This window comes from Bradyrhizobium sp. AUGA SZCCT0177, from assembly GCF_018130125.1.
Taxonomy (GTDB): Bacteria; Pseudomonadota; Alphaproteobacteria; order Rhizobiales; family Xanthobacteraceae; genus Bradyrhizobium.
The window spans coordinates 95,990-108,692 of sequence record NZ_JAFCMA010000006.1; the positions used below are offsets into that span (position 1 = coordinate 95,990).

13 protein-coding genes are annotated in these 12,703 nt (G+C 62.5%); 9 read left to right on the top strand and 4 right to left on the bottom strand.

What is annotated here, in order from left to right; translation table 11 throughout:
• Window positions 1-24 precede the first annotated feature (24 nt).
• Entirely contained in the window at window positions 25-912 is an 888-nt protein-coding gene (locus tag JQ597_RS09045; RefSeq protein ID WP_212263850.1) for a LysR family transcriptional regulator, read from the bottom strand.
• Between the two features lie 122 nt (window positions 913-1,034).
• Here JQ597_RS09045 and JQ597_RS09050 point away from each other — a divergent pair, with 122 nt between their 5' ends.
• The 6 genes from JQ597_RS09050 (at window position 1,035) to JQ597_RS09075 (ending at window position 7,976) form a co-directional block, all read left to right on the top strand.
• A complete protein-coding gene (locus tag JQ597_RS09050) occupies window positions 1,035-2,465 on the top strand; it encodes an amidase (RefSeq protein ID WP_212263851.1) in 1,431 nt (476 codons plus the stop codon).
• 68 nt (window positions 2,466-2,533) lie between these two features.
• Window positions 2,534-3,484 (top strand): ABC transporter permease, encoded by a 951-nt coding sequence (locus tag JQ597_RS09055; protein WP_212263852.1) that lies wholly within the window; start codon window positions 2,534-2,536, stop codon window positions 3,482-3,484.
• Entirely contained in the window at window positions 3,481-4,377 is an 897-nt protein-coding gene (locus tag JQ597_RS09060) for an ABC transporter permease (protein ID WP_212263853.1), read from the top strand. The genes JQ597_RS09055 and JQ597_RS09060 overlap by 4 nt, the downstream gene beginning before the upstream one ends.
• Window positions 4,378-4,379: 2 nt before the next feature.
• A complete protein-coding gene (locus JQ597_RS09065; RefSeq protein ID WP_212263854.1) occupies window positions 4,380-5,393 on the top strand; it encodes an ABC transporter ATP-binding protein in 1,014 nt (337 codons plus the stop codon).
• Window positions 5,394-5,395: 2 nt separating this feature from the next.
• The gene (locus JQ597_RS09070; RefSeq protein ID WP_409363313.1) at window positions 5,396-6,424 is read left to right on the top strand and encodes an ABC transporter ATP-binding protein; all 1,029 of its coding nucleotides are present in this window, start codon (window positions 5,396-5,398) and stop codon (window positions 6,422-6,424) included.
• Between the two features lie 55 nt (window positions 6,425-6,479).
• Window positions 6,480-7,976 (top strand): ABC transporter substrate-binding protein, encoded by a 1,497-nt coding sequence (locus tag JQ597_RS09075; RefSeq protein ID WP_212263856.1) that lies wholly within the window; start codon window positions 6,480-6,482, stop codon window positions 7,974-7,976.
• Between the two features lie 74 nt (window positions 7,977-8,050).
• Here JQ597_RS09075 and JQ597_RS09080 read toward each other — a convergent pair whose 3' ends face one another.
• Window positions 8,051-8,311, bottom strand: a complete 261-nt coding sequence (locus JQ597_RS09080) for a hypothetical protein (RefSeq protein WP_211998651.1) — start codon at window positions 8,309-8,311, stop codon at window positions 8,051-8,053.
• A gap of 135 nt (window positions 8,312-8,446) precedes the next feature.
• On the opposite strand from JQ597_RS09080, the gene JQ597_RS09085 reads away from it, so the two are divergent.
• The gene (locus JQ597_RS09085; protein ID WP_212034820.1) at window positions 8,447-8,932 is read left to right on the top strand and encodes an Lrp/AsnC family transcriptional regulator; all 486 of its coding nucleotides are present in this window, start codon (window positions 8,447-8,449) and stop codon (window positions 8,930-8,932) included.
• 3 nt (window positions 8,933-8,935) lie between these two features.
• On the opposite strand, the gene JQ597_RS09090 is transcribed toward JQ597_RS09085, so the two are convergent.
• Window positions 8,936-9,622, bottom strand: coding sequence for a GntR family transcriptional regulator (locus tag JQ597_RS09090; protein ID WP_212263857.1), 687 nt, complete (start codon window positions 9,620-9,622; stop codon window positions 8,936-8,938).
• 140 nt (window positions 9,623-9,762) lie between these two features.
• On the opposite strand from JQ597_RS09090, the gene JQ597_RS09095 reads away from it, so the two are divergent.
• Entirely contained in the window at window positions 9,763-11,160 is a 1,398-nt protein-coding gene (locus JQ597_RS09095) for a sulfatase family protein (RefSeq protein WP_212263858.1), read from the top strand.
• 213 nt (window positions 11,161-11,373) lie between these two features.
• On the opposite strand, the gene JQ597_RS09100 is transcribed toward JQ597_RS09095, so the two are convergent.
• Window positions 11,374-11,532 carry a hypothetical protein gene (locus JQ597_RS09100; RefSeq protein ID WP_212263859.1) on the bottom strand — a complete coding sequence of 53 codons (159 nt, stop codon included), beginning with the start codon at window positions 11,530-11,532 and terminating at the stop codon, window positions 11,374-11,376.
• A 507-nt stretch (window positions 11,533-12,039) separates the two neighbouring features.
• On the opposite strand from JQ597_RS09100, the gene JQ597_RS09105 reads away from it, so the two are divergent.
• Complete coding sequence (locus JQ597_RS09105) at window positions 12,040-12,687, top strand: FecR family protein (RefSeq protein WP_212263860.1); 648 nt, start codon at window positions 12,040-12,042, stop codon at window positions 12,685-12,687.
• Window positions 12,688-12,703: the final 16 nt, after the last annotated feature.

A 12,703-nucleotide genomic window follows, 5' to 3' on the forward strand; every position in this document is an offset into this window, starting at 1 on the left:
GAACGCGCGATAATATCAGTCGGCTCAAGCCTGACGGATCACCTTTTCGGCGCACTTCAGGAAATTCCGGACTAACGGATTGAGAGAATCCCGGCGCCAGCAAACCGCGACATCGATGGCGTCGTCGGCATCCAGGAAGTGCCTGAACACGACGCCCGTTGGACATCCGAGTTCGGCGCAGGCAGGAAGGATCGCCAGGCCTTCTCCGGCGAGGACCATGCTGAGAGCCGAGTGGACCGTTTCGACCCGGTTCGCAACCGGCATACCGACCTGATGCCGCCTCAGCAGCGACGTCACAACGGAGGTCGCCGGATCTTCGGTGGGCCAGGGCAAGCTGATAAGCGGACGCCCTTGCAGTCTTTTTACCGGCACTGCGGCGGAGCGCGCCAGCGGCGAACCGGCCGGCATGGCCAGCATCAATCGCTGCGTTCCGATCGTGGAGGCTTCAATCTCGCTGTGGCGAATTGCAGGCATGCACAGTGCGACAGTCACGCTGTGGTCCAGCAACCGCGCCTCCCGCGTCGACGCGCTCAGTTCTATGAACTCGAGGTCGACCTTCGGAAGTGACCTTCGGAGTTCCGGAACGAGCTTGGGCAACACGGCGTGGGCGAGCGCGAACATGTATCCGACTGACAATCTTCCCCGGCGTCCAGCCGCCACCGCGCGGGCTGCCTCGAAACCTTCAGCCGTCAAGGCCAGCGCTTCGCGCGCGCGCGACAGCAAGGCGCGACCGGACGCCGTCAGCTCCATTCCCCGGGTGTCCCGACGAAACAGCGAAGCTCCTACTTCCGATTCCAGTTTGCGAATCTGAACCGACAATGGCGGCTGCGCCATACGAAGGCGGACGGCCGCCCGACCCACGCTGCGTTCTTCTGCAACGGCAACGAAGTAGCGGAGACGGCGGAGGTCCATTATTGGCATACCGAAATCTCATGCCATACCGAAATCGTATGGCTCGGTTGTGCGATGGTATTGGACCTGAAGTCAATGCGAATGTCATCTTTGCGTCAAATCGATCCTGGGGCTTTAGCGTGATGAGCGACGAACTGTGCCTGCTGCCCGCCAGCGAACTCCGCGCGCGGATTGCCCGCAAAGACGCCTCACCGGTTGAGATCATGCGTGCCGTGCTTGCGCGCGCCGAGCGAATGCAGCCCGAGTTGAACTGCTTCATCACGCTCTGCGGCGATGAGGCGATGGCCGAGGCAAGCAAGGCCGAGCATGCGGTCATGGCCGGGGAGCCGCTGGGTCTTCTTCACGGCATTCCGTTCACCGTGAAAGATCTGGTTAATACCAGGGGGGTGCGAACGACTTTCGGAGCGGTCCCCTACAAGGACAACGTTCCTGATCATGATGCGGTCGCCGTGGCGCGAATGCGGGCAGAGGGTGCCATTCTCATAGGCAAGACCACGACGCCGGAGTTCGGCACCAAGTGCCTCACGGATTCGCCGTTGTTCGGCCGCACGCGCAATGCCTGGAGCGGCGCGCGCTCGAGCGGTGGCTCAAGTGGGGGAGCGGCGGTTGCCGTCGCCGGCGGCATCGCGCCTCTGGCGATCGCGACGGATGGCGGCGGCTCGACGCGGATTCCGGCGGCCTGCAACGGCGTTGTCGGGCTGAAGCAAAGCAACGGCGTTATTCCCCACAGCCAGGTGCAGGACGCGTTCGGCAACCAGACCTATGTTACCCCGATGACGCGCACCGTCGCGGACACCGCCTTGATGATGCAGGCAATGTCGGGAGAGGATGCTTCCGATCCGTGGTCGATGGGATTCCCGCAATGGAATTTTGTGGAGGGATCGGCTCCAAACGGCGATCTGCGCGGGCGCAGGATCGCATTCTGCCTTGCGCCTTCAGGCCGGCCGGTTGCGGCCGATGTCGCTGCTGCATTCAAGACCGCGCTTGTCAGGCTGGAAGCCCTTGGGGCCGAGGTCGAGGAAATGTCCGCCGACGGATTTGAGGTGGAGCCGATCTGGCGGGCCATCAATCACACCGCCTGGCGCGCACGATTCGAGAAGCTCGCGGCCGATCATGGCGATGTGCTGAGCGAGACCTTCATGAAGCAACTGGCGCTGGCCACGAAGGTAAGCGGTGTTGACTATCAGCAGGCGATGTTTGACCGTACGGCTCTGTTCCGGCGGATTCAGAGTTTGTTGCAGAGGGCCGATATTCTCGCGATGCCAACCATCACCCGCACCGCGCTTCCGATCGATCAGGACCTGTTCGGCACGATAGAAATCGACGGGCGGGTGTTGAGCGACGTCCGGCCAAGCTGGTTTCCCTGGACGATGCCGTTCAACATGACCGGCCATCCGGCGGTCAGCCTGCCCTGTGGCTTTGACGCGGACGGCCTGCCGATCGGCATTCAACTCGTCGGCAAATTCCGTGGAGACATCGAACTGCTGCGCGTCAGCGCGTTGTTAGAGGGCTCGCAAAATCTGCTCGGCCGGTGGCCGGGCTTGGACGGCTAAGCGAACATGCGGCCGCCATCACACCTGATCGCTGACAAGGGACTGGCCGCCAACAAGGGAATCGAGACTTGAGCGTCTTCCTTTTCCGCCGCTTTCTGACGCTGATGGCGACGCTGGTCGGCGCGTCGCTCATCATCTTTCTCGTTCTGGATGCCTTGCCCGGCAACGCCGCACAGATGCTGATGGGCGCGGATGCCTCGCCTGACGCCGTCCGGGCGCTGACGGTCAAGCTCGGGCTGGATCAGCCGCTGTACTATCGCTACGTCCATTGGATCAAGGGGATGCTGACAGGCGATCTAGGCAACAGCTATGCCTATGGCACCCCTGTCGCCGGCCTGATTGCGGAGCGCCTCACGCTGACAATTCCGTTGGCGGTCATGTCCATGTCAGTGACGGTCGTGCTGGCCCTGGCTGCGGGAATCTATACGGCGGCAAATCACAACAAGCTAGGTGATGTGGGCGTGATGTCGCTGACGCAGTTCGGCATCGCGCTTCCCAATTTCTGGTTCGCCATCCTGCTGATCCTGCTGTTCTCGGTGAAGCTGCAATGGCTTTCGGCCGGCGGATTTGCCGGCTGGGACGAAAGCATCGTTGCCGGGATCAAGTCGCTGCTGCTGCCTGCGATCTCGCTATCGGTGGTGCAGGCGGCGATCCTCGCAAGGGTCACGCGTTCCGCGGTGCTTGAGGTGCTGCGTGAGGATTTCGTGCGCACCGCACGCGCCAAGGGTTTGAGCAAGCGCGACGTCCTGTGGCAGCACGTGCTGCGCAATGCGATGATCCCGGTGATGACGATCATGGGCCTTCAGTTCGCCAACCTGCTGGCGGGGACGATCGTGATCGAGAACGTGTTCTATCTGCCGGGTCTCGGCCGGCTGATCTTCCAGTCGATCGCCAATCGCGACCTGATCGTGGTGCGCAACTGCGTGATGCTGCTGGCGGCTGTGGTCGTCATCGTCAACTTCGTGGTCGATGTGCTCTATGCCTTCATCGATCCGCGCATCAAGGTACACAGCCTATGAGCACCCCGCTAAGCGCCTCAGTCGAGGTTGGGGCCGCCACCGCGCGACCGCGGCTTGCGAGCGGCTTCTGGCGCCGCGCGCTGCGCCACCGCAGCTTTGTCACGGGCGGCACGCTGAGCCTGGTGGTGCTCTGTGCCGCTTTGCTGTCGCTGGTTTGGACGCCGTGGTCCGCCTATGAAATCGACGTGGCCTCCAAGCTGCGACCACCGTCGGCCGCGCATTGGCTCGGCACCGACGTGCTCGGCCGCGATATCGTCTCGCTGCTGCTGGTAGGCGCCCGTTCCACCATCATGGTCGGCATCATCGCCGTCGGCATCGGCCTCACTTTCGGGGTGTGTCTTGGACTGATCGCCGCCGCGCGCAAGGGCTGGACCGAAGAGATCATCATGCGGATGAGCGACTTCACTTTTGCGTTTCCCGCGGTGCTCTCGGCCATCATGCTGGCGGCGGTCTTCGGCCCGGGCATGGTGACCTCGATCGTTGCCATCGGCATCTTCCAGATTCCGACTCTCGTCCGGTTGACCCGTGGATCGGCCAATGCGATCTGGGCGCGGGAATTCGTGCTGGCCGCGCGCGCCTGCGGCAAGGGCGGCTTCCGCATCACGATCGAGCACGTGCTGCCCAACGTCCTGCCGATCCTGATCGTGCAGTCGACGATCCAGTTCGCTCTCGCAATCCTGGCCGAAGCGGCGTTGTCCTATCTCGGGCTCGGCACGCAGCCGCCGCAGCCGTCCTGGGGCCGCATGCTAAACGATGCGCAGACGCTGCTGTTCCAGTCGCCGATGCTCGCGGTCTATCCGGGCGCTGCGATCGCCATCGCTGTGCTTGGCCTCAATCTGTTCGGAGACGGATTGCGCGATCTGCTTGATCCCCGGCTGGCGCGGGAGCGTTGAACATGAGCGGGTCCGGCAACGCGCCTTTGATCGAAGTCAGCGACCTCGGCGTGCGGCTCAACACCAGCCGCGGCCCCGCGCAGGCCGTTCGCGGCGTCAGTTTCTCGCTGAGGCGCGGCGAGACCCTGGGCCTCGTCGGCGAATCCGGATGCGGCAAATCCGTCACCGCGCTGGCGCTGATGGGCCTGCTGCCCGACAGCGCCGTCATCAGCGGCAGCATCCGCCTCGACGGCATGGAACTGGTGGGTCTGCCGGATGCGAATTACTGCAAGCTGCGCGGTAATCGCATCAGCATGATCTTCCAGGAGCCGATGACCGCGCTCAATCCGATGCACACGATCGGCCGCCAGGTCGCCGAACCATTGCGCCGCCACACCAATTGTTCGGCAGGAGAGGCGCGCAGGCAGGCCATCGCCTTGCTCGATCGTGTCGGGCTTCCCGATGCGGCCAAACGCGTCGATGCCTATCCGCACCAGTTCTCCGGAGGGCAGCGGCAGCGCGTTACCATTGCCATGGCGCTGGCCTGCCAGCCCGACGTGCTGATCGCCGATGAGCCGACCACGGCACTCGACGTCACCATCCAGGGACAGATCCTCGACCTGATCGCGGATATCGTTGCCGAGCGCGGCATGTCGATGATTCTGATCTCGCACGATCTCGGCGTCATCGCCGAGAATGTCCAGCGCATGATGGTGATGTATGGCGGCACCGTCGTCGAAAGCGGCGCGACGGATGCGGTGTTCACGCGCATGGGACATCCCTATACGCAGGGTCTGTTTCGCGCTCGCCCGCGCCTTGGTGCGCGCAAGGGCACGCGCCTGAAGACCATCGCCGGCACCGTGCCCGAGCTTGCCGATCTGCCCTCCGGTTGCACTTTCGCCGACCGCTGCGCGATCGTCGAGGACCGTTGCCGCGTAGCGCCGCCGGCCGCGGTGGACGTCGGCGCCGGCCACGGCGTGCGCTGTCTCAGGACGGATGTTTCGATGGCCGAAGCGGTTGGAGTTTTGGGCGCATGACCATGCCTGAGCAGACGCCGCCGCCCGCCGAACTGCCGCTGCTCGATGTGAAGGATCTGGCGCAGCGCTACACCTTGCCGCGCGAAAGCGTGTTCAAGCCGGCCGGGCAGGTGCATGCGCTCAACGGCGTCACCGCAAAGGTGACGGCGGGCCGAAGCCTCGGTGTGGTCGGCGAGTCCGGATCGGGCAAGTCGACCTTCGCGAGGCTGGTGATGGCGCTGGAGCGGCCGTCGTCAGGTTCGGTGTCGCTCATGGGCCGCGACCTGAACCGGCTGCCGGCTGACGAGTTACGCCGCGCCCGGCGTGATTTTCAGATGGTGTTTCAGGATCCCTACGGCTCGCTGGACCCCCGACAGACCATTGCGCGCATCGTCGCGGAGCCCTTGACCGCGCTCGGACGGATGGATCGCGCCACGTTGCGTCAGCGCGTTGCCGACGTGCTGCGGCAGGTCGGACTGCGCGAGGCCGACATGGACAAGTTCCCGCATGAATTCTCCGGTGGCCAGCGCCAGCGCATCGCGATCGCGCGTGCGCTGATCACCCAGCCAAAACTGATCGTCGCCGATGAGCCGGTCAGCGCACTCGACGTCTCCGTGCAGGCGCAGGTGCTCAATCTCCTGCAAGACCTGCAGGATCAGTTCGGGTTGAGCTACGTCCTGATCAGCCACGATCTGGCGGTGGTGGATTATCTCTGCGACGAGATCGCGGTGATGTATCTCGGGCGGATCGTCGAGCAGGGGAGCCCTGAGGATCTGTTCGCGCATTGCGCCCATCCCTATACGCGGGCGTTGCTCGAGGCGGTGCCGCGTGCCCGGGCTGGCGGTGTGCGCCGGCGTCGCGGTGCGCAGGTGATCGCCTCGCATTCGCTGGGCGCGACGGGATGTCCCTACGCGTCACGCTGTGCGCTGGCCGACCAGCACTGTCGCGAGGTCGCGCCTGCGCTGCGCAAGGTGGGCCCGGCGCAATCAGCCGCGTGCCATCGCGCCGAGACGGTGATGGCATTGCCTCCGGTAGCGTCGGAGGAGGGTTAGCCTTTTATGCGGGACTGGCTTAGTCTGGTCGCGCGATATTTCAGGGGAGCAAGGGATGTTCAGGAAGTTAGCCATTTTTGCAGTTGTGGCCGCGTTCGCCGCCGCGCCGCTGCCGAGCCTGGCGCAGGGCAAGAAGGACAGCGTCGTCATGGGCATGACGCTGGAGCCGCCGGGACTCGATCCCACCAACGCAGCCGCTGCGGCCATTGCCGAGGTCACGCTCTATAACCTCTATGAGACGTTGACCAAGATCAACGAGGACGGTTCGGTATCGCCCTTGCTCGCCGAGAGTTGGCAGGCGTCGGCCGACCTGAAAACCTATACGTTCAAGCTCCGCAAGGGCGTCAAATTCCACAACGGCGAGCCGTTCGATTCCTCTGCGGTGAAGTTTTCCTACGATCGCAACGCGGCGCCGACCAGCACCAACAAGGACAAGAGCCTGTACCAGGCGTTTGAGTCGGTCACCGCGCCTGACGCGGAGACGATCGTGGTCGTGCTCAAATATTCCGAACCGAACCTGCCGTTCCTGATCGGTCAGGCGGGCGGCTCGATCGTCGAGCCGAAGAGTGCACCGACCAATGCGACGCAGCCGGTCGGCACCGGACCCTATACGCTCGGTGCCTGGGCCAAGGGATCGTCGATCACCCTGAGCAAATGGCCGGATTATCGCAACGCCGCCGCGATCAAGCTTTCCAAGGTGACCATCCGCTTCATCGGCGATCCCGCCGCGCAGGTCGCGGCGCTGCTGTCGGGTGACATCGACGTGTTTCCGCGCGGCGCGGTGGCGCGCAGTGTGGCGCAGTTCAAGGCCGATCCGCGCTTCAATGTCCTGATTGGCGGCTCCAGGGCCAAGACCATCGTCGGCATTAACGAACGGAGGAAGCCGCTCGACGATGTGCGGGTTCGTCGCGCCATTCTCGCCGCCATCGATCGCAAGGCGATGATCGATGGCGCTGTCGATGGATTTGGTTCGCCGATCGGCAGCTTTTATACGCCGGGATCGCTCGGCTATGTCGATACGACAGGCATCAATCCATACGACCCGGAAAAGGCCAAGAAGCTGCTGGCAGAAGCGGGCGTCAAAGCGCCGCTGGAGCTGAGCCTCAAGCTGCCGCCGCCACCTTATGCGCGGAACGGCGGAGAAATCCTCGCGGCCCAGCTCGCCAAAGTCGGCATCATCGCCAAGATCGAGAACGTCGAATGGGCGCAGTGGCTGTCACAGGTCTTTGCCGGCAACGGCCCGCACAATTTCGATCTCACCATCGTCTCGCATGTCGAGCCGTTCGATCTCGTGAAGATAACCGAGCCGGACTATTATCTCGGCTATAACAACGAGGCCTTCAACGCGCTCTACCAGCAGATCAAGGCAACACCGGCCGAGGCCGAACGCGCCAAGTTGCTCGGCGACGCGCAGCGCATGCTGGCGACCGATGCGGTTGCCGGCTTCCTGTTCCAGCCGCAATGGATCACCATTGCGAGCAAGAAGCTGAAGGGTGTGTGGAAGGAAGTCCCGCAATTCGAAAATGACTTCTCCGCCTGGTCCTGGGAATAGCCGTCTCGCGAGGGGCGGTTAGCGGACCTGTCGGAAGCTGTTGCGGCGACCATTGCGCGCCTGATCGGGTGAGATCATGGGGCGGCCGCTAGTATCGCGTGCTGACGTCCGCCCCTCACCTCGATCGCGGCAACGCCGATGATCGCGCCGACGCGGCGGGCAAGCCTTTCGACGGCCTGGCGGTCACGGACGTCGATGGAAGCCTGGATTTTGTATTCGCCGGCTTCCTCGCGGGCATCGACGGCCGCCAACCGCAGATCGGCGACGCGCACCTGGTCGAGGAGGCGGCCGAGCGCGGCATGTAGATCGCTTGCGTGCAGCTCCAGAATGAACACGGCATCCCCATACAAATTTGGAGAAGTTGTATCCGTGTTTCCTGAGAAGATGCTTCCTTTCGTCTGGCAATTTGGCAAGTTAGCGATATAATTATCCTCGGAAACAAACCAATACCCAGAATAGAGTTCTCGGTTATGAAGGCGACGCGGCGGAAGGACTCACTGCGCCTTGACGAGACCGACCGGCGCATCCTGCGGGCGATGCAAGCCGATGCACGGCTCACGACGGCGGAGCTGGCCGACAAGGTCGGGCTATCCACGACGCCATGCTGGAACAGACTCAAGCGACTGGAGAAGCAGGGTTACATCGACGGCTATGTTGCGCTCCTCAATCAGGAGAAGCTTGGTCTGCCGGAAACAGTGATCATCGAAATCACGCTCGACCGTCACGATGAAGAGGTGCTGGAGCGGTTCGGAGAACTGCTCGCTGGCTTGCCCGAAGTGATCGAGGCCTATCTCACCACCGGAGATTATGACTATCTGGTCAAGGTCGCCGTCGAGAGTACGGCCGGCTACGAACGCTTCCTGCGTGAAAAGCTTTATCGCATTCCAGGCATCCGCCACAGCCGATCGTCATTCGCGCTGCGGTGCCTGAAGAAGCTGACCTCGATTCAGGTCTGATCTTCAGGTGTGCGGCTTGCGATCGCTTTCGCCCCAGACATGGCGCGAACGTTCGAGGTGGCGGCGCATCACCGCAACAGCGCCGGCCTCATCCTGCTTCGACAGCGCGTCGATCAACTGGAAATGCTCACTGGCCGACTGCGCGATATGCTCCCGGGTCGATCCATTCTTGAAGCCGTGAAGCCGAACGCGATCACGTAGCGTCTCGACCAGGTCGGCGAGGGGCTTGTTGCCGAGTGTGGCGATGAGCCCAATGTGGAATTGGCGATCGGTCTCCAGGAACTCAATGAGATTGCCATCATCGGCGGCGCGTTTCGTGGCTTCGGCAAGATGGCGCAGTTGCTCGGTCTGCGCGGGCGTGAGGCGAGCCCGCGCGATCTCGGCGACAACAGGCACTTCCAGCAGCAGGCGGATCGCGAAGATATCGTTGAGTTCCCCCGGTGACAGCGAGACCACGCGGAAGCCGCGATTTCGTACGGGCTCGAGCAGGCCTTCGCGCGCGAGATCGAGCAGAGCTTCGCGAACGGGTGTCGCCGAGACGCCGAGATCGATCGCAAGACGCGGGACGGAATAGAGCTGATCGGGCTGCATCTGTCCCGTGATGATCAGCCCGCGGATCACCTGCCTCGCTTGCTCCCGCAGGCTGGGTCCGGACACCAGGCTCGATGCACCGATTTGTCGAAGATCCATGGCTTTTACTACCCGAACCCCCCGGATGTGTAAATGTAACGTGTGACATACTACCGTTGACGCCTTCCAAGTGATATGTGATATATTACTATAAAAGGAACGCAGAAAAAGGGAGGTTTGCCGTGGTGGAGCGCATTTTGATGATCGTATCCGACACTGTCCGCTGGGACATGCTCGGCTACAACGGGGGCCACGTCCGAACTCCCAATCTCGATCGGCTCGCTGCGCGATCGATGGTCTTCGATCGCTATTATGCGTCGAGCTTTCCGACAGTGCCTGCGCGCTACGACTATCTCACCGGCAAGCCTGCCTTTGCCGGCGTCGGCTGGGGTGCGCTGCCGCGCGCGGATCGCTCGATTGCAACCTCATTGACCGAAGCGGGTTACACGACGCTCGGCGTGGTGGACACGCCGTTCTACCAGGTCAACGGCTATTCATATGATCGCGGCTTCAACTTCTTCTACGACATGAAATCCCAGCTCCTGGGGACGCCGCATTACAGCTCCTACACCGCGCCCAACAAGACCAAGCGCCAGGGCGAAGGCAAGCTTCCGCAATGGCCGATCACCGGCAAGGTGAAGCCCGATCCCCGTACCGGCGAGATGGATTGCCCGGCACCGATCACCATGGTGCAGGCAGCCAAGTGTCTGGAGGAAATCTACCAGGATAAATTCTTTGCGCTGGTCGACACCTGGGATCCGCATGAACCGTGGGACCCGCCGGCCTATTACGTCAGACACTATCTTCCCGACTATGCCGGCGAACGCGTGCACCCGCCCTATGGCGACTGCAAGAAGCACGGCATGACGGATCGCGACATCGCGGTGGCGCGCGCGCTCTATAGCGGCGAGCTCGAACTGGTCGATCGCTGGATCGGGCATCTGCTCGACCAACTCGTCTATCTCGGCATCGAGGACTCCACCGCCATCATCTTCGTCTCGGACCACGGCTTCCTGCTGGGAGAGCACGGGCTGATGGGCAAGATGGTCCGCAGGGCGCCCGGCGAAGCGACGTGGATGCGTTCGCCGCTCTATGAAGAGATCGCCAGGGTGCCGCTGTTGATCCATGTGCCGGGCGCAAAGCCCGGACGAACTAACAAGCTGACCTGCGCGCTCGACCTCGCTCCCACGATCTGCGACATGGCCGGCCTGCCGCGCCAGGCGGAGATGCAGGGACTCTCGCTGCTCCCCGCCGTCCGGGGGCAGCCCTTCGAAGGGCGCGATCACGTGCTGACGGCTCTGCCGCTCGCCAATCCCGGCGAGACGGTCGAAGTGGTCGACGACCTGATGCGGACGGTAGTCGAATGGCAACCTGTCACCATCACCACGAAAGACTGGTCGCTGCTCTACGCAACTCCGAGCGAGCCGGTCGAACTCTATGATCTGCGCTCCGATCCGAAGCAAACGACCAACGTGGCGCCAAAGCACCCTGCCGTCATCCGTGCAATGCTGGAGATGTATGCAGAGGACCTGCGCCGCGCTGGAGTCGCCAGCAAGTACAGCGATCCGCGCCTTGCCGCCTTGCTCGAACGCGCATGACGGTTCGCGACATCGCTCGGAAGGACTCAATGCTGCCGAGGCGGCATCGTCGAGATCGCTGAGGCCTCGCGGAAGACGTCGCTGAGCGTGTCCATCAAACAGCGCAAAGGATGGGACAGCGAATTGCTGTCCCATTCTCTTTCGTCTGCATCAAGCGAACCATCAACCTGCAAGACTACGGTGATGATGACGGCCGTATCCTCGGCTGGCTAATCAGTCGACCCTCACCATCAGGGTGCGGCCCTTGACGTAGCCGATGGCATAGGTGTGGCCGTTCATCGTTTTATAGTGAAACTTGCGGTGACCGCCGACGACGGCATTGGGTTCGTTGTCGCCGAGTTGGTTGTGGGTGTTGTTGGGCCGGGTGATCATGACTTCTCCATCTCCGTCCGACCGGCAGCGGTTATCGCTGCCCTCACGTCGGCGGTACAGAATAGGGGACGGCGCTTTACCCCGCTGTTCCCTGGGGAACAGCGCAAGACAGCGAGCATTCGAGTGTTTGCGTGCCCGATAACTTATTGGAAATAAGGAACTATATGGGAGTGAAGTGACCTGGCGGGGCTGGCAATTGTTAAGCCCTCGAGAGCCTTGGGGGCTGTTCGGCGTCTCTCTCCCGCATGCGGGTGACAGAGATTCAGACTTGAGGAAGCCGGCGCTGCAATTTGTCGCAGCGATTTGTCGTGGCAGCATCCAAACGCGCTCGATGCGGGCTCGAGAACATCGGTCGCGGCCGCGTGTCATCCATTTGGTTTACGATTGCTCCTGAGCTGATCGGCAGTTCGGTAGTGAGATCACACTGGAAGCCTGCCATTGTGGCTTCCGGTTGCCTGGACTTGGCTGCTCCGCTAGCATCAATCCCGCAATAGAGCGGATTGTACGATGCGTTTCATGCTTCAGGGATCGCGGCGATACTTCGGGCATCCGTTCGATCGACGAGAGGTCTTGGGCTTCGTCGGCACGCTGCTTGCGTCAGCAGCCCTCAGTTCGCCAGTGCGCGCCGCCGATCCTGCCGGCCGCGTCGAAGAGGTGAAGGGCGAAGCGTTTGTCGATGCGAGCAGCCAGCAGCGGCCTTTGCAGAAAGCATCCTCGCTTTTTGTCGGTGATCGCGTCGGGACGGGTCCATCCTCCCGGCTGACGATGTTGATGGGCGAGGACACGACGATCAAGCTCGGCGAAAAGGCGCAACTGGTCATTGATCAGTTTCTTTCGACGACCGGAGGCGAAATCTCGCTGCAGTCTGGTCCGATGCTTTTTGACCGGCCGAGTGGGAGCCGGCCCGTCCCAATGAAGATCAGGAGTTCTTACGGACTCATTGCCGTCCGCGGCACGAAATTCTTTGCCGGGCCGAGCAATGGCGTTTTTGGCGTGTTTGTCGACCACGGCACGGTCACTGTTTCCGGAGGTGGGAGCGAGGTCGTGCTACAGGCAGGAGAGGGGACAAACCTGGCCACTCCGGGTTCGAAACCCTCCGCGGCCACCAAGTGGGGCACGGAGCGGATTCGCGGCGCTTTGGACAGCGTTAGTTAGCTTCTCTGATCAATTC

Coding starts and splice junctions, on each gene's coding strand:
- JQ597_RS09045 (WP_212263850.1), bottom strand. CDS start 912: ATGGACCTCCGCCGTCTCCGCTACTTCGTTGCCGTTGCAGAAGAACGC.
- JQ597_RS09050 (WP_212263851.1), top strand. CDS start 1,035: ATGAGCGACGAACTGTGCCTGCTGCCCGCCAGCGAACTCCGCGCGCGG.
- JQ597_RS09060 (WP_212263853.1), top strand. CDS start 3,481: ATGAGCACCCCGCTAAGCGCCTCAGTCGAGGTTGGGGCCGCCACCGCG.
- JQ597_RS09065 (WP_212263854.1), top strand. CDS start 4,380: ATGAGCGGGTCCGGCAACGCGCCTTTGATCGAAGTCAGCGACCTCGGC.
- JQ597_RS09070 (WP_409363313.1), top strand. CDS start 5,396: ATGCCTGAGCAGACGCCGCCGCCCGCCGAACTGCCGCTGCTCGATGTG.
- JQ597_RS09075 (WP_212263856.1), top strand. CDS start 6,480: ATGTTCAGGAAGTTAGCCATTTTTGCAGTTGTGGCCGCGTTCGCCGCC.
- JQ597_RS09085 (WP_212034820.1), top strand. CDS start 8,447: ATGAAGGCGACGCGGCGGAAGGACTCACTGCGCCTTGACGAGACCGAC.
- JQ597_RS09090 (WP_212263857.1), bottom strand. CDS start 9,622: ATGGATCTTCGACAAATCGGTGCATCGAGCCTGGTGTCCGGACCCAGC.
- JQ597_RS09095 (WP_212263858.1), top strand. CDS start 9,763: ATGATCGTATCCGACACTGTCCGCTGGGACATGCTCGGCTACAACGGG.
- JQ597_RS09100 (WP_212263859.1), bottom strand. CDS start 11,532: ATGATCACCCGGCCCAACAACACCCACAACCAACTCGGCGACAACGAA.
- JQ597_RS09105 (WP_212263860.1), top strand. CDS start 12,040: ATGCGTTTCATGCTTCAGGGATCGCGGCGATACTTCGGGCATCCGTTC.